This is a genomic window from Dolichospermum heterosporum TAC447, from assembly GCF_024584745.1.
GTDB classification, from domain to species: domain Bacteria; phylum Cyanobacteriota; class Cyanobacteriia; order Cyanobacteriales; family Nostocaceae; genus Dolichospermum; species Dolichospermum heterosporum.
The window spans coordinates 709,134-728,851 of record NZ_CP099464.1; the positions used below are offsets into that span (position 1 = coordinate 709,134).

Below are 19,718 nucleotides of genomic sequence, written 5' to 3' on the forward strand. Positions count from 1 at the left end.
AGGGAGGGAAAAGGAGCAGCTTTTATAATTGGAGAGGCTTTGAACTTGTTTTTTATATCATAAAAAAGTCCAGATTTTAGACGTTTTGAGTATATTTATTGTCAGAAAATTTTTAGTCCCATTAAAAAACGTCTGGGAGTGTTGCCGTGTTTCCACCCCAGACGTTTTTTAAACTTGCTCCTCACACACAAATATAATTTATCACCCTTTTCTGAAAATGGCAAGTACCTTAGACAACAATTTTAGAAATTGCTTGGAACAGGGAATAGGGAACAGGGAATAGGGAATAGGGAACAGGGAACAGGGAACAGGGAACAGGCAATAGGCAATAGGCAATAAGGTTTTTACCAATGACCAATGACCAATTACCAATGACCCATTACCCATTACCCATTACCTAATGCAAAAAGTGCCGTACACCAGTGAGAACCATTAATAAACCGAGTTCATTAGCGGCTTTGATAGAATCCTTATCCTTGAGACTGCCTCCGGGTTGGACAATGGCAGTAATTCCGGCTGCTGCGGCTGCTTTGACGGTATCATCGAAGGGGAAGAAGCCGTCACTAGCGAGGAATGCCCCTTGGGCTTTTTCTCCGGCTTGTTCGAGAGCGATTTTTGTCGAACCGACACGGTTCATTTGTCCAGCCCCGACACCTAAAGTTGTGCGATCGCTCGCAATGACGATAGCATTAGATTTAACGTGCTTACAAACTTTCCAAGCAAACAGTAATTCTGCTAACTCCCAGGGAGTAGGTTGACGTTCAGTGACAACTTGCCATTGACTAGGATCAGCAATGATATCATCAGCAGATTGGACTAAAAACCCACCAGCTACAGCTTTCACAGTTTCCTTTGGTCCAGTCAGCAAATCTGGTAAAATCAAAACGCGGACATTGCCTTTTTTAGTTAAAATTTCCTGAGCTTCCTCGTCACAACCAGGAGCAACCACGCACTCTAAAAACGTCTTCGTTAATTCCGTCGCTGTCGCCGCATCAATAGGACGGTTTAAAGCCACAATTCCCCCAAAAGCCGAGATAGAATCAGCATTAAAGGCTTTTTGATAAGCGTCAAAAATTGTGTCTGCTTCCGCAGTTCCACAGGGATTAGTATGTTTGATAATTGTCGCCGCAGCACTGGTTGTAAATTCAGCAATTATCCGCCGTGCAGCTTCCAAATCTACCAAATTATTATAACTGAGTTCCTTACCTTGCAGTTTTGTCGCTGCTGCCCAACCTGTAGCTTCACTTCCCGTTTGATACCATGCTGCGGGTTGGTGAGGATTTTCTCCATAACGCAAAGATTGGAGTTGTGTACCGGAAATGGTAAATTCTTGTGCTTGTGTGCCAGCTAAATAAGATGCTATGGCATTATCATAACTAGCAGTGTGCAAAAATCCCTTTAAAGCGCATTTTTGGCGAAACTCTAAAGATGCTGCTCCATTTTGGCGTAATTCTTGCAAATACTCACCATATTGGGCAGGATCACATAATACCGTCAAATGGGCGTAATTTTTGGAAGAAGCCCTTAACATAGCCGGACCACCAATATCAATTTGTTCCACCGCGTCAGCTAAGGTAACACCTGGTTTAGCAATGGTTTCCGCAAAAGGATAAAGATTAACAACGACTAAATCAATGGGACGAATTTGATTATTTTCCAAATCTGTGACATCTTGGTCCACATCTCGCCGTGCTAAAATCCCCCCATGAATGCGAGGATGAAGAGTTTTCACCCGACCCCCTAAAATTTCCGGTGAACCCGTATAATCAGAAACCTTAGTAACTGGTATTCCCGCATCTTTCAGGGTTTTGGCTGTTCCCCCACTGCTGATGATATCAAAGCCAAATTCTTCAACCAAACTCCGGGCTAAATCAATTACACCAGTTTTATTAGATACACTCAGCAGGGCTAAACGCGCCATAATTCCCTAAATTCCTTTGGACTAAATTGCAAACAGAAGAACATTTTACCGAAAGGGTGTTAAAAGTTCATACCAAATTAAGATGAAACTGCATGGAATCAGATTTATAAGATAATTAAACGCAGATGAACGCAGATAAACGCGGATGAATGAATTTGATGATTCTGTGCCGCCTCACATAAAAATCATCTAAAATAATTAGGGCTTTAACCTCAGAAAACTGGATAATTCGGGCAGAATCCAAACAAAGTTATGATTAGTAGTGTATAGAAAACCGGACTTGTACTAGCTTCGGTCTCAATAGCAAAGGTTTAGAGATGTTTACTTCATCGGAAACTCCTATAATTGCAGCCATTGTGCTGATAGCGTCCGGCATTTTAGGCTGGGGCTTTTATCGTGCCAGACCTTTTGGTAAACTAGGCATCCTAGCCTGGTTACAATCAGTTGTCTTAATGACTCCCTGGCTTTTGTTCTTTGGATTATTTGCCGCTGGGATTTATATCAATATTGTTGGTATCTTGTTCTTGGTGGTAGCTTCCGCTGGATTGTATATTTTCCTCGGCAGAAAATTACGGGAAGCCGGTCAAGATGCTATTCTCAAGCAACGGGCAACAGAGCGACTTGCAGCCCAAGGCGATAAAGACAGTTCCGTTATAGTCCTCCCAGAACTACAATTAGAACCAACGCCCATACCCGAAGCAGATTTAAGCCTGATTAGAGGCATCTTCGGCATTGACACATTTTTTGCCACAGAAACTATTCCCTACCAAGAAGGAGTGGTTTTTAAAGGCAACTTGCGGGGAGAACCAGAAGCCGTTCATAACCGACTGACAAAAAGTTTACAGGAACGCTTAGAAGATAAATATCGCCTATTTTTGGTAGAAAATACTGACGGAAAACCTGTCATAATTATTCTCCCTAGCCGCACAGACCCCCAACGCGCCCAGTTAGCACAAAAAGCTTTTGCAGTGATTTTGTTTATAGCAACTATCGCCACAAGCTTGGAAGTGGGAGGTATATTACAGAATTTCGATTTATTTAGTAATCCTGAACGCTTTGCAGAAGCTTTACCTATTGCTTTGGGTTTATCGGTAATTTTGATCTCTCACGAAGTTGGACATTGGTTATTGGCGCGTCGTCACCAAGTTAAATTAAGTTGGCCGTTCTTTTTACCAGCGGTGCAAATTGGTTCTTTTGGGGCAATTACTAGGTTTGAATCCCTTGTCCCTAGCCGTAAAGCCTTATTTGATATTGCTTTGGCAGGACCCGCTTTTGGGGGGATTACTTCTTTGTTATTACTGGTGATAGGGTTGCTACTTTCTCACCCAGGGAGTTTATTCCAATTACCCAATCAGTTTTTCCAAGGTTCGATTTTAGTCGGTAGTTTGGCACGGGTTGTCCTGGGTTCGGCTTTACAGTCTCCGGTGGTGAATATTCATCCTTTAGTGGTTATTGGTTGGTTGGGATTAGTTATCACTGCGTTGAATTTAATGCCCGCTGGACAACTAGACGGGGGGCGAATTGTCCAAGCGATTTATGGACGCAAAACCGCAGGGAGAACCACTTTTGCCACGATAGTTTTACTGGCTATCGTATCATTAGGTAATCCTTTGGCGATGTATTGGGCAATTGTGATTTTGTTTTTACAACGCGATTTAGAGCGCCCCAGTTTGAATGAAATCAGTGAACCAGATGATGCTAGGGCGGCTTTATGTCTTTTGGCTTTGTTTTTGATGATTGCTACTCTTTTACCTTTAACTCCGGCTTTGGCTGGGCGTTTGGGTATCGGTAGTTAGGAATAGAAGAATTATCTCGTTCCCATACTCTGTGTGGAAATGAATTACAATTATCTCGTTCCCATACTCTGTGTGGGAAAGAATTACAGAAGGCTCTGCCTTCAATGAAAAAAGAGGCAGAGCCTCTTAATAGCATTCCCAGTCGGAGACTGGGAACGAGATATTATCAATTAGCAATTTTCTAGGGTTTCCAATTTGCTAATAGGTTAGGGTAATTGCTGGGTGTGGGGAAGATTTTTTGCCATGTTTGTTGGCGTTGTTGGGGGTTTTCTTGGCTCATGTTCCAGAGGGTTTCGTAGAAGAAGAAGGAAACGCCGGCAAATTTTCGCTCTCGTACTTTTTCTATTTGGGTTTTGATTTGTTCCATTGGGACTGGGCGATTTTTTAAACCACTTAAAATGCCAATACTGACGGGAATATGAGTTTGGGCTAGTTTTACTTCTGGATATTCTAACTCGCTGATAAAGACGTTTAAATCATTACGATAAATTTGTAAAACTAGGTCTTCAACTATTCCCATTCTTTCCCATTTCTGCCAATCCGCTAGGAAGTATTCGTAGGAAAAACGCTGGGGATTAGGAGCAACGGAAACGATACAATCTTTTTTATTAGCTTTAATTGCTGTAAATACCCGCTTCATGAAATCGGTGATTTTGTTGGCTCTCCAACTTACCCATTCTGGATCTTTGGCGTTTGTGGGCGGAAGTTTACCTTGGTGTTCTTTTTTGTATAATGCTGTGGTATAGGCATCATATCCTAGTTCTGATGGTAAGCCGAAATGGTCATCAAATTGAATCCCATCAAGGTCATAGTTTTTGACTATTTCTACTATCAAATCTTGAATAAATTCTTGCACTTCGGGACGAAAGGGATTTAACCAAACTCGGTTATGTATGCCTTCTTTGACTATTTTTGTACCATTTCTACGATTTGTTAACCAAGTAGGACGATTTTTAGCGAGAAGTGAATCAGCAGGTGCCATAAAGCCAAATTCAAACCAGGGAATTACTGTTAAACTTTGTTTATGTCCCTCGGTGACTATCTCTTTGAGCATATCTCGCTTTTGGAGTCCGGGGGTAGGGTCAACTGATTTACCAATGACTTTGGCGGCGATTTTGCTAGGATAAAGTGTATATCCCCAATTCCAGACGGCGGGATAAACGGTATTAAAGTTGAGTTGATGTAATGTTCGTAAACTTTGTTTTAACCGTTCTTTCTCAAATAAAACGTCACTATCAATATTTGTTAACCATACTCCCCGTAATTCTGTGGATTTAGGAATTTGAGCATTTAGGGGGAATGATAGCATCATGAAAGCAACCATAATCACGGCCATCATAGCTGCTAAAAATCCCAGTTTTCTAGTTTGACGTTGCCATTTTAGAAATATTTTTTTCATTGGTTATCCTATTTTTGGGTAGTTGAATTTACTGTATTATGCTTTGTCGTGTAAGTAGTGAGACAGAATTAATTACACAATATTATTGCGTAAGCGTTGCGTGGCGTTAGCCATATGGAACAAAGTGAAATGAAGCAATTCCAAGGGTTGTGATTGCTTCCCTTCGCTCGCAATGACTGTAAATATTTTTGTCCAATTACTTAATGCACTATCAGAAAGCGTTTGTACAAGGGTTTGAAGAAGGAATAGAAAAAGCTCAAATATTAAGGGTACAATAAACGACTGTGCAGAAAATTGAACAGAATTTAGTTATTATCTCCTTCACAGCCTGAAACCCTGATTATTTCATTGAATCTCCATGCATATTACTCAGTGTCAAGAGCAATTTGGCAACGCTTATATTCGTGTTATTACGGCTGTTTCAGGATATAGTATTTATAAACCAGAAGTAGATGATGACAGCATTGATTTGGGCATTGCAGCCAAAGGAGGTATGGGAACTTTTCGCTCACCTCGCCTAGAAATACAGTTAAAAGCCCCTTTTAGAAGGAATATCGTTGGTGCTGAAAGTATAAGTTATCCTTTATCTAGAAAAAACTATGACGATTTAAGATATACTAATGTTTATGTTCCCCGTATTTTAGTAATAGTTGTTTTAGCTGATGATATAAATAGCTGGTTGCACCAGTGTGAAGAACAATTAATTATGAAACATTGTGCTTATTGGACATCACTGAGAGGAGAAGAGGAATTACCTACTGGTCAAGAAAGTAAATCAGTGCGTTTATCAAGAGATAAAATATTCAATGTAGAAGCTCTAGAAAGTTTGATGCAAATAATCTCAAATGGTGGCACTCCATGAAAGCAACTATACAAGATATTGATATTATTAAATCTATAAATCCCTTAGAAGTTGCTGGCTATTTAAGAACTCAAGGTTGGCAACAAAAAAGCCAAATAAACGATATTGCATCTATTTGGACATTAGAAGTAGGTCAGGGAGAAAATGTTGAAATTCTATTACCTCTAAATCCTGATTTTCGAGATTTTACCACTCGAATGATGGAAGTTTTGCAAAATCTGGAAATTGTAGAACATCGTTCTCAGTTAGAAATAATAAATAATCTTAAAACTCCATTAGCAGAGATTATACAAATTTCAGTGAATCATTCAGCAATTATCAATGGGAGTATTCCTATATCTCAAGGAATTCAATTATTTGAATCAGCGAAAAAGCTGATGTGGTCTGCGGCTTCGTCTGCTGTAGAACCTAGACCTTATTTTAAAGGTTCATTTAGTGAAGTAACTGACTATATGCAAAAATTGCGTCTGGGTCATACTAAAGAAGGAAGTTATGTTCTCACTATTATTTCTCCATTACAAGTAGACAATTATCAATCTGAAGATTGCTTTGAAAGAAAAGTTACTAAAACTCTATTTCAAGCTTTGAATATTATTAGTTTAGCTCCTGAACAAAAGCTTTCTGAAAGAGAAAATGTTTTAGATAAAGCAATAGAAGAGGGTGTGAGTGCTAATTTATGTGATGCGTTATCACGGATGATAAATACTGCAACTGAACCGAATTTGAGTTTTAATTTAACAGGTTCTAAAATAATAGAACGTACATCTAATTTTCCTTTAGAGATAAAATTAAATAAACAAATTTTACCTGTTATTACAGAGGTTAAGAACAAACTGAAGTCTCGCACAGCTAATTTGGGTAGAAACAAAAAAATTACCCAACAAGATACGCTTATATTACCTTTATCTTCTCAGAAATTACTATTCCGTTCAGCAATTACAGGGTTAGTAATTAAGCTTGAATGGTTTGGTGGAGATGAAAAAGCAAAAGTTATTGTTATAACTATGATAGAAAATAGAGAAGAAGAGGTTGTTATTGAAGTTAATCGTCAAGATTATCTAATAGCAATTCAAGCTAATTTAGATCAACTTCCAATAATATGCAATGGTAGTTTGATAGAAGAAAATGAACAATTAATTGTGAGGGAAGTACAGAAATTTTCTATATTAAGAAAATAAGAGATAAAGTCATTAAAACCTCAACCTTCTCTGATTTTAGTGTCTTAATTTTTACATTGATTAATTTTTTTGAAAAAAGATAAAGGCCAATATAATATTGCTCCGCAACGTCAAGGGCAAACGCTACTACACGAGAGAAGTCCATCTTCATGGACTAATAGAGAATCAAGTATTTTACCCACGAAGGTGGATTTTACCCGTGTAGCCACGATTTCTAATCGCCCGAATGATGAAATTTAATAAGTAACTGTTCCTAAACAATCTTTGATAAAATCAATAATTATCTTAAAATAAACAAAATCATCAGCCTGTTTTCTTTGTTCACAAATCCATTTACAAAATTTCATTTTTTGAAATTCTTGAATTTGGTTTTCTTCTCCATAATCACCATATTTGGTTTTTGGTAAATAAAATTCTTCTGTAAATAAATGATCAGGAAATAGATTTTCAATACCTTTTTTGACTTTTCGATTCTTTTGTTGAGGTATTTTTCTGATTTTCAATAATTCATGATCTTCATTAGATTTATCAGTATCACAGTCATAAATTAATAATACTTTTCTAGTTAAGAATTTAGGGTTAGAAATCAGAACATCTCTGGTATTTTTCAAACCACCATCACCAGTATTTATACTTTTTCCTTTACCTATATAAATTCCTACCTATTCAATATCAACTTGTGCTAAAATTTCCTTTTCTCCTAGCAATTCTAATGCTGTTTTAATATAAACTGGGTCAGTTTCTCCTTCTGTTAAAACTAGAGGTTGAGTACCTTTTTTAACAGTAGATTGGACTTCATCTTTCACAGAATTTATTTTTTTACAATAGTTGTGAAATATCCATTGACCATCAATAGACATCAAGTAGTTACAGTAATCTTCCCATACCTCAGTAGACCAATTAGATACTGTTTGTGTAGACGAATTATTTAGTGTTTCTGTAAGATATTTATAAGTAGGATAACGATGGCTTAAAAAGTCATTAGGATAACGAAGTTCTACAATAGTAGATATATTATAACGGGACATTATTCTTAATAAACTAATGCCCTCATATTCAAACATTCTCAGATGTTCAATTACATAGGATAAATGAGCAGGATTTGATGGTTCTGCAATAACAACAATACAAAATCCTAAGTATACAGGACAGTTATGCCCTCCATCAAAATAACCTTCTTCAAAAACATCAATAATATCTTGTGCTGAATCAAGATTAATCCACCAATCAGGAATTTCTTCTCTATCAAAATCAAACCCATAACTACACATTACCCAAAAACTACCAACAATGTTTTGAGGGAATTCTTCAATTAATGATTTTGCTCTTTCACAACCAGTAATACCAATTTCAGGTAAATGCACAGTCATATTCAAAAATCCTAGTAAAAATAAAAATGTGATTTTATTCCATTAAACAACAAAATCAAACAAATAATGCGCCATTTCCAATTTAGAACAAGCCGGAATTTCTACCTCTCTTCCTTTTCTATCTAAAAACACCGCTTGATTATTATCAATAATTCAAAATTCATGTTATAGTGTACTTAAGTGTACACAATTTGTCAATTCACTATTATGGACATCCAATCTGTAGGAATCAAAGAATTTCGTGCCAATTTACATAAGTACACACAACAAACATCTGAACCAATCGCAATTACTTCTCATGGAGTCCCAATAGGTTACTATATACCAACACAACCTACTCCTCAAAAACAAGATTTAATGGCTTTACAAGCAGCAGTCCAAAAAATCCAACAATTGCTGGAAACAAGAGGTATTAGTGAAGATGAATTATTGGCTGATTTCCAGAATGCTAGAGAAAGTACAATATAACGATGAGAAAGTTAATTGTTTTAGATACTAATATTCTCATTCGCGCAGTATTAGCAGAACGTGTTCCCAACTTATTAGACAAATACAATTATAACTGTAGTTTTGTTACTCCCGCTTGTTGCTATGATGAGTTAAACGAGCATTTACCCAAAATTTTACAAAAACGGAATCTTCCATTAGATCCATTTTTAAATGCTATAGAGAAACTAACAAAGGTAGTCATACCAATAGCTGACGAAATTTATAGCGAATATGAGTATGATGCTAAACGGCGAATACAAGAAAGAGATATCAAAGACTGGACAATAGTTGCTCTTTCTCTATCTTTAAATTGTCCAATATGGACGGAAGATCAAGATTTTTTTGGAATTGGGATTGCTACATGGAACACTCGAAATGTAGAGATTTATTTAGGTAGTAATTAATTCTGTAGTTGCAGAAATAACGATATAATTTTATTCCCTTAAACAACAAAATCAAACAAATAATGCGCCATTTCCAACTTAGAACAAGCTGGAATTTCTACCTCTCTTCCTTGCTTATCTAAAAACACAGCTTGATTATGATCACTCCCAAAACCACTATCAACCTTATCAATAGGATTTGCGACAATTGCATCTAATTTCTTCCTTTGCAATTTCTCCCGCGCTGGAGTAATAATATCCCCCGTTTGTGCTGCAAAACCAATTAAATATTGATGGGGTTGTTTGCGATTTCCCAGTTCAGCGACTATATCCGGTACTGCTGCTAGAGGCAGATTTTCGGGAAGCGATCGCTTGGGCAATTTTTCGCTACTATAATCTCTAGGCTTTACATCTGCAACTGCGGCTGACATGATAATGATATCTGCATTGGCTAAATGGTTGAACATCACCTGCTGCATTTCCTCCGCACTGACAACCGCAATTGCTTCTACTCCCAAAGGTACATTCCAACTCGCCGGACAATGGACTAATATTACTTTTGCGCCTCTGTGCAGTGCTGCCTGTGCCAATGCTAAACCCATTTTACCAGTTGAGGGATTGCCAATAAATCGCACCGGATCTAAATATTCTCGTGTTCCCCCAGCACTGATTAAAACCTGCTTCCCAGCTAAATCTCTGTTTCCTTGGGTGTGTAATAAAGATTGAATATAAACAAATATTTCTGCCGCTTCTGCCATTCTACCAGCACCAATGCGATCGCACGCCAATAAACCAGAACCAGTTTCCATACCATAAAATCTACTATCTGTCAATAGCTGCCGCCAATTTCTTTGTACCGCCACCTGTTCCCACATATCCGTATTCATGGCTGGTGCTAACAATACGGGACAGGTAGAAGCGAGGACTGTATTTGTTAGTAAATTATCTGCCATACCATAAGCTAACTTAGCTAAAGTATTAGCAGTTAAAGGCGCAATCACAATCAAATCAGCCCATTCACCCAACTCAATATGTAATGGACGAGCATAAATTGGTTGCCAAAAATCATCATCTATATAAGCTTGATGACGGGATAGAGTGGCTAAAGTTAAAGGAGTAATAAATTTTTGAGCAGATTTAGTGAGAATAACTCGCACTTCTAGCCCAGACTTAAACAGTGTAGAAACCAATTCACAAACTTTATAGGCGGCGATACCACCGCCTATAGCAATTAGGACTCTTTTTGATTGGGGATTTATAGATGATGGCATTATCTCTTTATTTTAATTAGTATTTTAGGAGGAACTTGATTTTCAGTAATCGGAAATCCATGATTGGTAGGATAACCCTGTTCATCAAAAGTATTATCTGAATGAAACACATAGAATTGATCTGTTTCTTTATGAAATCCATAACGTTTTTCACTATTTTCATTACTATTCCCCACAGAAATATTTAAAACTTTTTGAGCTTCTTTATCTGTTAAATTCATAGGAGTAGCATTTTCCCAATATCCTTTAGGATCATGTTTAGAATGAAGTTTATAACGAGGATATATTTTTCTAGCTTGTTTAATTTCAGTTAAATTTTTTATGCTTCTATTTTCTAGCGAACTTGTACCTTCTTGAAATTCAACTTCAATATTTTCTTGAATAAAATCAGGATTATTTTGTAAACTAATTAATATTCCTTGAAGTTGAGCAGCACCTGCTAATGAACTCGATGAAACATCTTGTTTTTGATAGTGACATTTACAATCATTTAATAAATTTTGTAAATCCACAAACGGACCGTTCCTTAAAAGTCTAAGTAAAATCTTTGCTATTGTTTGTTGATTCGTTTTTTGCGATTTAATTTTAGTAGAAAACCATTCCTGTAATGTTAAATTTGAAGATAATTTTTGAGAATAAAAACTACTATGAGTTTGGATAGGATCACCATTTTGAAGAACACTGATTTCTTGAATAATTTCTAAAATATTTTTCATTAATTCATCAGCTTCATAATCATTGGTAGCTTGTGCAATAAAAGCAAGCTCATTAATCAAAAAGTGCATTTATAATAACTCCATTAAATCCTTCTCAGCTTGATCAAAAAAACCATCCGGCCATTTATCAATTCCTCCATCTGGATAAATTCGAGGTGTAATGATATCTGTTGTTGGTTGTCCTTTTTTTAAATATCTTTCAAAGTAGTTAATTTGTACTTTATCCGCATCAAGTTTCTTATATTTTACTGCTTTACGAATACCATTTAAAACATGATCGCTATGAGTTTCTAAGATTATTTGAATACCACAACTTGCTGCTAATGCAATTAATTCTCCCATTTTAGATTGTCCTCTAGGATGAAGATGAGCTTCTGGATTTTCTAACAAAATCAATGTATCTGAAGCAGCAGACAATATAGCCACAATAATCGGTAGAATGTAGATAATTCCGAAACCTACATTAGTTAGACGATAAGAATTATTGTCTTCATAGGAACATTGTAAATTTACTAAATCCATTGCTGAATGTAATCCTATATCAATTCTTGTTCCAGGACTAATTTCTCCTAACCAGGCTTCAACTTGACTTTTTAAACTATCAGACTGTGCTGATGGATGTGATAGTTGATGATGTGGAATTTTTGCATATTCATTTATAGATAAGAAATGAGCAGTAAATTCTCCTTGACTTCCAATCTGTTGATGTTGTCTGACTTGAAAATCAGACATTTGGAAATAATTTCTAGGTGCTACTCTTTCTGCTTTTAAGTAATGGAATTTATCTGTAAACAGACTTGAATTATCAATTTCTGCATCAATTGCTAGATCGATTTCTAGCCACATTGGTGTAGATAGTCGCATTATATCTGATTGACGATCACAATCAAAAATCCAAGTACCTTTAATATCATTATTCATGCCAATTTCAAAAGTTATTACATCCTATTTAGCTCTCTTGAAAAGTGCATCTTTTCCAGTACCTATAGATACTAAATCACCGTTTAATACTAAACCTACCCTATCTAATAAATCATCCCGCAAACAAGATTGACGTAATAGTAATAGAGATTGCAACACAGACGATTTACCAGTGCTATTTAAGCCAGTCAGTAGAGTTAATGGCTTTAAAGAAAAAGATTGATTTTCAAATGGTTTAAAATTTTTTAAAGTCAAAGAACTTAGCATGATAAAACCTCTTGAACTATTTGATCAATTTGTTCAAACCGATATTGAACCTTACTAGCAGCTTGAGATACAGATTTAAGAAAATCAATATCATCTTCCATTTTTCGTCTAAATTTCTCTTTCAACAGTTCCTTGTTGTTAATTAATTTTTCAATTTCTTGAGAATTTAATTGACTTAAAGTAACTGACCATGCTTCAAAAAGAGATTTATTAACTGGTGATTTTTCAGCTTTCCGAAAAGCAGAATCTTCAAAAATATTATACGCTGCTTTCATTCCTATAATAAAATTATTTTTTATTTCTTTGATCAAATTAGAGTCTATTTTATTTAATTGTTTCATACCTTCATGTAAGAAATAATTACGCCCTTTTCGTACTGGATAATCTCCATAATTATTTAATGTAAAAGCCATAAAACCAAGTATAAATTCATGGTCATCCATCCGTTATTTTTTTCTTTTACTTAAATTTGTTACTTTCTCAAACTCTGGTAAGTTAGCAAATTCTTTAAGAATTTTTATTGCTTGTCCGGGGTTCATTGCTTGACGAAGTTCTTGAGGATTAAGAGGTAATCCTCCGGTGTTAATTCTTTGAAAAATATTATATTTTACTTCTGAAGGAGTTCCTGGTTCAATTAAATAAACTGTTAATTCTGTTTCATCTATTCGTCTGTGATAATGACGAGGTAAATCATCATATTTATTTTTTTCTAAATCTGTTAGAAATTGTAATCCAGTTAATTTAAGAGTTTTATCTAGAATAAAACTTTTGAATGTGCTGATTCTTTGTAAACCATCTATAATAATCCATTTATTATCATCAGTAGCATCTATATAAAACGCTGGAAGTGGAATTTTAATTAAAAGAGATTCAATTAAGCGACTTTTGGCTTTAGGTGTCCAAATATCAGATTGGCGTTGAAAGTCAGGAGCTAAATCAATTTCATCATATTCAATTCTTTTAAGTAGGAGATCCATTGTCATAGGTTTAGTTTTAACCCTAATCTGTGTTGGGTCAAAGGGTTCTAAATTTTCATCATCATCTTGATCTATTAATTCCATCTGTTGATTATTGAGTTTATTTGTTTCCATTATGACAAATGCTACTAAAAATTTACTTAGGCAGAATTAGATATCATTAAATCATAATACCAAACAAATTATCTGGGCGTTGATTGAATAGAATTTTCAACGACTTATGAACAGTAATCTCACTGAGTAGTAGAACTTTTATTAAATTCGCTATTGAGGCAAAACGCATCTAAATTAAATTATGCAAGCAAAATCAGGATTTAGCATGGCTAAACCCTGAGCGACTCCTGAATTTTTCCCTACAATCTTTAGGCTTCGTCGTAAGCTTCTAAATCTAAGAGGTGGATATAGGCTTCAACTAACTCTGGACGCTGAAAAGCGATCGCCCGCAGTAGATGCCAATCATTCAAACCCTCAAAAGCATTACTATAATTATCTAGTTCCAGACGTGTAGCCAAATCCCTTACCTCTGTTGTCGTCATAGCAGAAATTTCTGTTTTGGAAATGCTTAGAGTTTTCATAAGACCTCGCGGTATGCGGGAAACTCAGTCCCTTTAGGGCTGAGAGGGAAGCGACACGGGCGGTTTTAACCGCATTGAATCTTAAATTTTAGTCAGGTTTTTTGATTGGAAACCTGAAAAACTAACTCCCATTTCTGGGGTAATGTTAGCTTCGACCAGTTATAAGAGCTTGTTTTGCTTGCAACACTGTTCCAGTGACCTTAGAACTGTTTAATCACAAGCGACAGAGCAGGGAACTAGCTTCGCATTCCGGGGTGTCGTGACTCAAATAACGGCTACCTATTTCTAGGTGGTCTGGTCAGTACAGCTTGTTTGATTTCTCTTGCAAGCTCAGTCCCTTTAGGGCTGGGTTACTGACAATGCTTGCCCCTCCCTTTCGCAGCGCTTACATTCAGCTTAGGGTGGAGTTGCTTTCACCTGTTCTATCTTACTCATTAACGAGCATGAAATTTGTAAAAATTCTTGTGATTTTTACCAGAATTTGGAAAATTTTTGTAACTAAACCTAACCAATTGTGTTAAGAACAAAAGTTCGTAGCACTTCTAACATTTGTAAATTAATTTCATGTCCCGTGGCGAATTCATGATATTCCACAGCTACGCCTAGAGATTGTGCCATTTCTCTCGACTTAATCGCTGCTTGCAGGGGGACTACTTCATCCCTTGTACCGTGCATGATTAATGTCGGCGGAAAATTGCCTTGATTCAGCGTTGCTACGTCAGGATGTAGATAGCCACTTATCACTACCAACCCAGCCAAGGGTAAGCTTAATCCTACATCTAAAGTCATTGCCCCACCTTGAGAAAATCCGCTCAAAATTGTGCGTGATAACGGTACACCCGTATTACTTTCTAAAGAGAGCAACCAATCTATCAGTAATTGTTTACTTTGGGTTAATCCATCATACATATTTTCTGTCCGCAGGTCATACCATGCCTTACCCGTGTCAGCATAAGGATAAGGATAGGGAGCATTGGGGAGGAGAAATTCGTAATCAGGTAAATTGACATAAGGGATCAAAGATGTAACATCTTGGGCATTTGCACCCCAACCATGTAAAGTGACGATTAAAGCATCTGGTGTTTTTCCTGCTGGTGGAGAAACTCTGATGAAGTCTAATGTTTGAGTCATAGGTAATTGAGTTAAGAATTAATGCAGATACAGTATACCGCGTCTTAATCCAGTACACATTTCCTAACTTTTTTCGTTCTTCTGGAAGTTTTTATATTTTGCCGTATTTACACAGTGATATTGCATAATGACAGCATGAATTATGCTTTGCGCCAAGAAGCAAAGGCGCAAAGTTTAATACCAATTTTATGTGAGGTTACACAGAATTATGAAATCCATGAATTCCGTCTCTATCTGCGTTCATCTGCGGTCAATAAATCCCGAAATTTTATTCTATGCAGCTTCATCTTAATTTACACTCTCCCTTGGGGTATATATTAAATAGGGAAGTAAAATAAAAAAATAATATGGGGATGGGGATATGGTCACATTAAATATTGATGATTTACAAGAAATTGATAAATTTCGTAATTTACAATTAACATTACGCGATCGCTGGCAAACTAGCGAATTATTCGACAATAGTGAAGCAGATATTTTAATTGTTCCTTCTTTGAGTATCGATCAAGGAGAATTACTCAAGATAGAAGGATGTGAGCATTATGAAGAAAGATTACTTTTTTCATTAATGCGGTTAAGAAATCCCCGGACTAGATTAATTTATGTGACATCAATGCCACTGCATCCCAGTATTATTGATTATTATCTGCAACTACTTCCGGGCATTCCTTTTTCTCATGCTCGTCATCGCTTATTATTACTTTCTGCCTATGATGCTTCTTTAAAACCCCTCAGTCAAAAAATATTAGAACGGCCTCGGTTATTAGAAAGAATTCACAAAGCTTTGCGACTAGATAAAGCTTTCATAGTATGTTATAATTCCACTTTTTGGGAAGCGCAATTATCTTTAAAGTTGGGTGTACCTTTATATGCTGCTGCACCAGATTTGCAAATTTGGGGAACAAAGAGCGGTAGTAGACAGATTTTTCAAGAAAGTAATGTCCCACTTCCTGACGGTAGCGAGTTAGTCAGGAATTGCGAAGACTTAGCAAATGCTGCGGCTGATTTGTGGGAACGTCAACCGACATTACAAAGAATGGTAATTAAGTTGAATGAAGGTTTTTCTGGGGAAGGGAATGCACTGTTAGATCTACGGGAAATAATGGATGTTGCACCGGGAAAAGCTGATCATAGTCAAAGAGTAACAGCAATTAGCGATCGCTTCCTGCATTTACGTTTTCAATCTTTACAAGAAACCTGGGCGAATTTTTCTCGACGCATTCCTGAATTGGGGGCAATAGTGGAAGCTTTTATCGAAGGAGAAATCAAATATTCACCCAGTGTCCAAGGCAGAATCACACCTAATGGAGAAGTGGAAATTATTTCTACCCATGACCAAATTTTAGGCGGACCTGACGGACAAATTTATATAGGTTGTCGCTTTCCTGCGGATGCAAATTATCGCTGTGAATTACAGGAATTAGGTTTAAGAGTTGGAAATAAATTAGCGGAAAAAGGAGCTTTAGAAAGATTTGCCGTTGATTTTGTCACTGTTGACAAAGGTGATGGTAAATGGGATATTCAAGCCATTGAAATTAACCTTCGCAAAGGAGGAACAACCCATCCATTTATGACGTTGAAATTATTAACTAATGGTCGTTATGATTTATCCACTGGATTATTTTATAGTCAACAAGGCAGACCTAAATATTATATTGCCACAGATAATTTACAAAAATCTAATTATCAGGGATTATTACCTAATGATTTAATGGATATTATCGCTCACCACAGGTTACATTTTGATAGCGGCACAGAAACAGGTACAGTTTTTCATCTCATGGGTTGTCTTTCCCAATTTGGTAAATTAGGATTAACCAGTATTGGTGATTCACCCCAAGAAGCGGAAGAAATTTATAATAAAGTTATTGAGGTTCTTGATCAAGAAACCAGCGGTGATCATAATAATCATGCTATCTTTACTGATTATAATTTTCCCATGACTGGGGATGGATATAGTTGTTAAATCAAATATAAAATTCAGCTTGATATTCCTGATGCTCTATTCCTCTATCAATCAAGCATCAGGAATATTCACAAAATTCTGATGTCAGGATATCATCTCCGGTAGGAAACAGTTATACCCGGAGATAGAGCAGGGAGGAAGATAGCAAACTATTATAATATACTGTGTTTATGTTCATAAGATTTGTATTATCATAGATATAAATATTATTTTATGAAAAATGCCAGTAGATTTTCTCAATGAACCAATCATTTCTTTCACAATTCTCCTTATAGCTATTTTTATTGTTCCCCCGCTATTTGAGAGACTAAAATTACCTGGATTGGTGGGTTTACTAATAGCAGGCGTATTACTGGGTCAAAATGGACTCAATCTCCTCAACCCTAAATCGGAAACTATAAAACTGCTTTCAGATATTGGTAAAGTTTATTTGATGTTTGTAGCAGGTTTAGAGATTGATATTGAACAATTTCGCCAAACTAAAAATCGCTCAATGGGTTTTGGCTTCCTGACTTTTTTAATGCCTTTAATTGCGGGGATTATTACCGGACGTTTATTCAATTTTAGCTGGAATTCTTCTGTTTTGATTGGTTCTTTACTGGCTTCTCATACTCTCTTGGCATATCCAATTATCAGTCGGTTGGGAGTTATCGGCAATGAAGCAGTCACAGTGACAATTGGGGCAACGATTTTTACTGATACAGGTGCATTGTTATTACTGGCAATTTGTGTAGGTATTCATGGAGGAGATTTCACAGCTTTTAAATTATTTACTTTATTGGGTGGACTAGCAATTTATTCAGTTGTGATCTTATTTGGGTTTAATAAGGTAGGAAAAGAGTTTTTCCGCCGCACTGGAGAGGAAGAGAGTAATCAATTTTTGTTTATCTTGCTGGCCTTATTTTTGGCATCTGTAGGAGCGCAAGCGATTGGGATTGAAAAAATTGTTGGTGCATTCCTGGCAGGTTTAGCAGTCAATGGCGTTTTGGGGGTAGAAGCAGCTTGATAATTTCTACCCATAACTATCCATATATTACTGTTTGTCCAAGTCTTCAAGAAGTTGATCAACAAAATCCCTCAACCGTTGCTGCCAATCAGGGACGGTTTTAATTTTTTCCCTGACTCCAGGTAAAACCTTAAATTGCAAGGGTGATTTATCGGAGGCTACTTGATTTTGTGGCTTAAATTTAATCCGAGGCATTGCCAAATCTTAATATATCTGATATACTAGATATCATAACACAACATTGAAGGTCGAATCAATGCTTTTATCATTCAAAACCGCATTAATTCCAAATAACGGACAGGTTACAGCTTTTCGTAAAGCATCTGGAGTAGCTAGACACGCCTATAACTGGGCAAATGCTCAAATCAAGGATATTTTAGCTGCTCAAAAAGAAGGCGAAAAACTTAAATTACCCTCAGCGATTGACTTGCATAAAAAGTTAGTCGCCGAGGTTAAATCTGAACACGCTTGGTATTACGAAGTTAACAAAAATGTCCCACAAAAGGCGTTAACTGACTTACGCCAAGCATGGGATAGGTGTTTTTCCAAAACATCGAAACAACCCCGATTCAAGAAAAAAGGACAGCACGATTCTTTTTATTTAGAGTCAGGGACTAAGGCGAAACCGTTAATTAAAAACGATGGTAAAAGAATTAAATTACCGTCAATCGGCTGGGTAGGTTTAGCAGAACCTTTACCGATTACAGTAACTCATAATTGCGTGATTTCTAGACAGGCTGATAAATGGTTTATTTCTGTTAAATACGAAGTTGAAAAACCTCCTATACTTGCAGACAGACCGACCATTGGCGTTGACATTGGTATCAAAGAATTAGCAGTTTGCAGTAATGGTGAAGTATTCAAAAACCCCAAAGCCTACCGCCGGATGAGTAAACGCATGAAACGTTTACAGCGTAGTGTGAGCAGGAAAATTAAAGGCTCTAATAACCGTAAAAAAGCTGTGAGAAAATTAGCTAAATTACACGCCAAAGTTTCTAATATTCGCAAGGATTCTATTCACAAATTAACCTACTATCTAGCTAAAAACCACAGCATAATTAAGATAGAAGATTTGCACGTTAAGGCATTTTTGAAGAACCACAAATTAGCAGGTGCAATTGCAGATTGTGGGATGTATGAATTTCAAAGGCAATTAGAGTACAAAACTGAGAAGTTTGGCAGTGAATTAATCCTTGTAGATAGATTCTTTCCTAGTTCGCAAATATGCTCTAACTGCGGTAATCATCGTCATAAAATGCCATTAAAAAGCCGCGTTTATGTTTGTCCTGATTGTGGACATAGAGAGGATCGTGACCTCAACGCAGCTAAGAATATTGACCGATGGTTTGTGGATATTTTTATCCCTGTAGCGTAGCGGTTCTTTTTAGGAACTACGGTCAGAAACGGTAAGTTCTACCGAGATTGTCTGTCGAGTGGAAAAACCTCTTAGAAGTCATTCTAAGACCACGATGAAGCAGGAAATAAACACT

At 36.5% G+C, this 19,718-nt stretch carries 20 protein-coding genes and 1 pseudogene; 8 read left to right on the forward strand and 13 right to left on the reverse strand.

What is annotated here, in order from left to right; genetic code table 11:
* Positions 1 to 397 precede the first annotated feature (397 nt).
* Positions 398 to 1,921: a bifunctional phosphoribosylaminoimidazolecarboxamide formyltransferase/IMP cyclohydrolase gene (purH, locus tag NG743_RS03160; RefSeq protein WP_257121512.1), complete on the reverse strand. Its 1,524-nt coding sequence runs from the start codon at positions 1,919 to 1,921 to the stop codon at positions 398 to 400.
* Between the two features lie 317 nt (positions 1,922 to 2,238).
* Between purH and NG743_RS03165 the strand changes: the two genes are divergently transcribed.
* Positions 2,239 to 3,717: a site-2 protease family protein gene (locus tag NG743_RS03165; protein WP_027404901.1), complete on the forward strand. Its 1,479-nt coding sequence runs from the start codon at positions 2,239 to 2,241 to the stop codon at positions 3,715 to 3,717.
* Between the two features lie 181 nt (positions 3,718 to 3,898).
* Here the strand turns inward: NG743_RS03165 and NG743_RS03170 are convergent, their stop codons facing one another.
* Positions 3,899 to 5,116, reverse strand: a complete 1,218-nt coding sequence (locus tag NG743_RS03170; RefSeq protein WP_027404900.1) for a glycoside hydrolase family 10-like protein — start codon at positions 5,114 to 5,116, stop codon at positions 3,899 to 3,901.
* A gap of 358 nt (positions 5,117 to 5,474) precedes the next feature.
* On the opposite strand from NG743_RS03170, the gene NG743_RS03175 reads away from it, so the two are divergent.
* Both NG743_RS03175 and NG743_RS03180 read left to right on the forward strand, forming a co-directional pair.
* The gene (locus NG743_RS03175) at positions 5,475 to 5,978 is read left to right on the forward strand and encodes a DUF4365 domain-containing protein (RefSeq protein WP_193963622.1); all 504 of its coding nucleotides are present in this window, start codon (positions 5,475 to 5,477) and stop codon (positions 5,976 to 5,978) included.
* Positions 5,975 to 7,156, forward strand: a complete 1,182-nt coding sequence (locus NG743_RS03180; RefSeq protein ID WP_027404898.1) for a hypothetical protein — start codon at positions 5,975 to 5,977, stop codon at positions 7,154 to 7,156. The genes NG743_RS03175 and NG743_RS03180 overlap by 4 nt, the downstream gene beginning before the upstream one ends.
* 236 nt (positions 7,157 to 7,392) lie before the next feature.
* On the opposite strand, the gene NG743_RS03185 is transcribed toward NG743_RS03180, so the two are convergent.
* Together NG743_RS03185 and NG743_RS03190 are read right to left on the reverse strand one after the other, a co-directional pair.
* Positions 7,393 to 7,767 carry a hypothetical protein gene (locus NG743_RS03185; RefSeq protein ID WP_027404897.1) on the reverse strand — a complete coding sequence of 125 codons (375 nt, stop codon included), beginning with the start codon at positions 7,765 to 7,767 and terminating at the stop codon, positions 7,393 to 7,395.
* A 51-nt stretch (positions 7,768 to 7,818) separates the two neighbouring features.
* Positions 7,819 to 8,526: a hypothetical protein gene (locus NG743_RS03190; protein WP_027404896.1), complete on the reverse strand. Its 708-nt coding sequence runs from the start codon at positions 8,524 to 8,526 to the stop codon at positions 7,819 to 7,821.
* Between the two features lie 207 nt (positions 8,527 to 8,733).
* On the opposite strand from NG743_RS03190, the gene NG743_RS03195 reads away from it, so the two are divergent.
* Positions 8,734 to 8,994: a type II toxin-antitoxin system Phd/YefM family antitoxin gene (locus NG743_RS03195; protein WP_027404895.1), complete on the forward strand. Its 261-nt coding sequence runs from the start codon at positions 8,734 to 8,736 to the stop codon at positions 8,992 to 8,994.
* Between the two features lie 2 nt (positions 8,995 to 8,996).
* A complete protein-coding gene (locus tag NG743_RS03200) occupies positions 8,997 to 9,419 on the forward strand; it encodes a PIN domain-containing protein (protein WP_027404894.1) in 423 nt (140 codons plus the stop codon).
* Between the two features lie 38 nt (positions 9,420 to 9,457).
* Here NG743_RS03200 and coaBC read toward each other — a convergent pair whose 3' ends face one another.
* From coaBC to NG743_RS03235, 8 genes are all read right to left on the reverse strand, one after another.
* Positions 9,458 to 10,669 (reverse strand): bifunctional phosphopantothenoylcysteine decarboxylase/phosphopantothenate--cysteine ligase CoaBC, encoded by a 1,212-nt coding sequence (gene coaBC, locus NG743_RS03205; RefSeq protein WP_257121513.1) that lies wholly within the window; start codon positions 10,667 to 10,669, stop codon positions 9,458 to 9,460.
* Positions 10,669 to 11,454: a hypothetical protein gene (locus tag NG743_RS03210; RefSeq protein WP_257121514.1), complete on the reverse strand. Its 786-nt coding sequence runs from the start codon at positions 11,452 to 11,454 to the stop codon at positions 10,669 to 10,671. The genes coaBC and NG743_RS03210 overlap by 1 nt, the downstream gene beginning before the upstream one ends.
* Positions 11,455 to 12,249, reverse strand: a complete 795-nt coding sequence (locus NG743_RS03215; RefSeq protein ID WP_306459824.1) for an AAA family ATPase — start codon at positions 12,247 to 12,249, stop codon at positions 11,455 to 11,457.
* 81 nt (positions 12,250 to 12,330) lie between these two features.
* Positions 12,331 to 12,573, reverse strand: coding sequence for an AAA family ATPase (locus NG743_RS26650; protein ID WP_306459825.1), 243 nt, complete (start codon positions 12,571 to 12,573; stop codon positions 12,331 to 12,333).
* A complete protein-coding gene (locus tag NG743_RS03220; RefSeq protein WP_257121515.1) occupies positions 12,567 to 13,016 on the reverse strand; it encodes a hypothetical protein in 450 nt (149 codons plus the stop codon). Before NG743_RS03220 ends, NG743_RS26650 begins: the two co-directional genes overlap by 7 nt.
* Positions 13,017 to 13,019: 3 nt before the next feature.
* Positions 13,020 to 13,664 (reverse strand): DUF262 domain-containing protein, encoded by a 645-nt coding sequence (locus NG743_RS03225; RefSeq protein ID WP_257121516.1) that lies wholly within the window; start codon positions 13,662 to 13,664, stop codon positions 13,020 to 13,022.
* 248 nt (positions 13,665 to 13,912) lie between these two features.
* Positions 13,913 to 14,125, reverse strand: a complete 213-nt coding sequence (isiD, locus tag NG743_RS03230; RefSeq protein ID WP_027404889.1) for a protein IsiD — start codon at positions 14,123 to 14,125, stop codon at positions 13,913 to 13,915.
* A 504-nt stretch (positions 14,126 to 14,629) separates the two neighbouring features.
* Positions 14,630 to 15,256: an alpha/beta hydrolase gene (locus NG743_RS03235; protein WP_027404888.1), complete on the reverse strand. Its 627-nt coding sequence runs from the start codon at positions 15,254 to 15,256 to the stop codon at positions 14,630 to 14,632.
* A 361-nt stretch (positions 15,257 to 15,617) separates the two neighbouring features.
* Between NG743_RS03235 and NG743_RS03240 the strand changes: the two genes are divergently transcribed.
* Positions 15,618 to 17,222: a peptide ligase PGM1-related protein gene (locus NG743_RS03240; RefSeq protein WP_027404887.1), complete on the forward strand. Its 1,605-nt coding sequence runs from the start codon at positions 15,618 to 15,620 to the stop codon at positions 17,220 to 17,222.
* Between the two features lie 220 nt (positions 17,223 to 17,442).
* Positions 17,443 to 18,213: pseudogene (locus NG743_RS03245) on the forward strand (cation:proton antiporter); the annotation flags it as partial.
* A 42-nt stretch (positions 18,214 to 18,255) separates the two neighbouring features.
* Here NG743_RS03245 and NG743_RS03250 read toward each other — a convergent pair.
* The gene (locus NG743_RS03250) at positions 18,256 to 18,423 is read right to left on the reverse strand and encodes a hypothetical protein (protein WP_168465365.1); all 168 of its coding nucleotides are present in this window, start codon (positions 18,421 to 18,423) and stop codon (positions 18,256 to 18,258) included.
* Between the two features lie 61 nt (positions 18,424 to 18,484).
* Between NG743_RS03250 and NG743_RS03255 the strand changes: the two genes are divergently transcribed.
* Complete coding sequence (locus tag NG743_RS03255) at positions 18,485 to 19,603, forward strand: RNA-guided endonuclease InsQ/TnpB family protein (RefSeq protein ID WP_257121020.1); 1,119 nt, start codon at positions 18,485 to 18,487, stop codon at positions 19,601 to 19,603.
* The last annotated feature ends 115 nt before the right edge of the window (positions 19,604 to 19,718 follow it).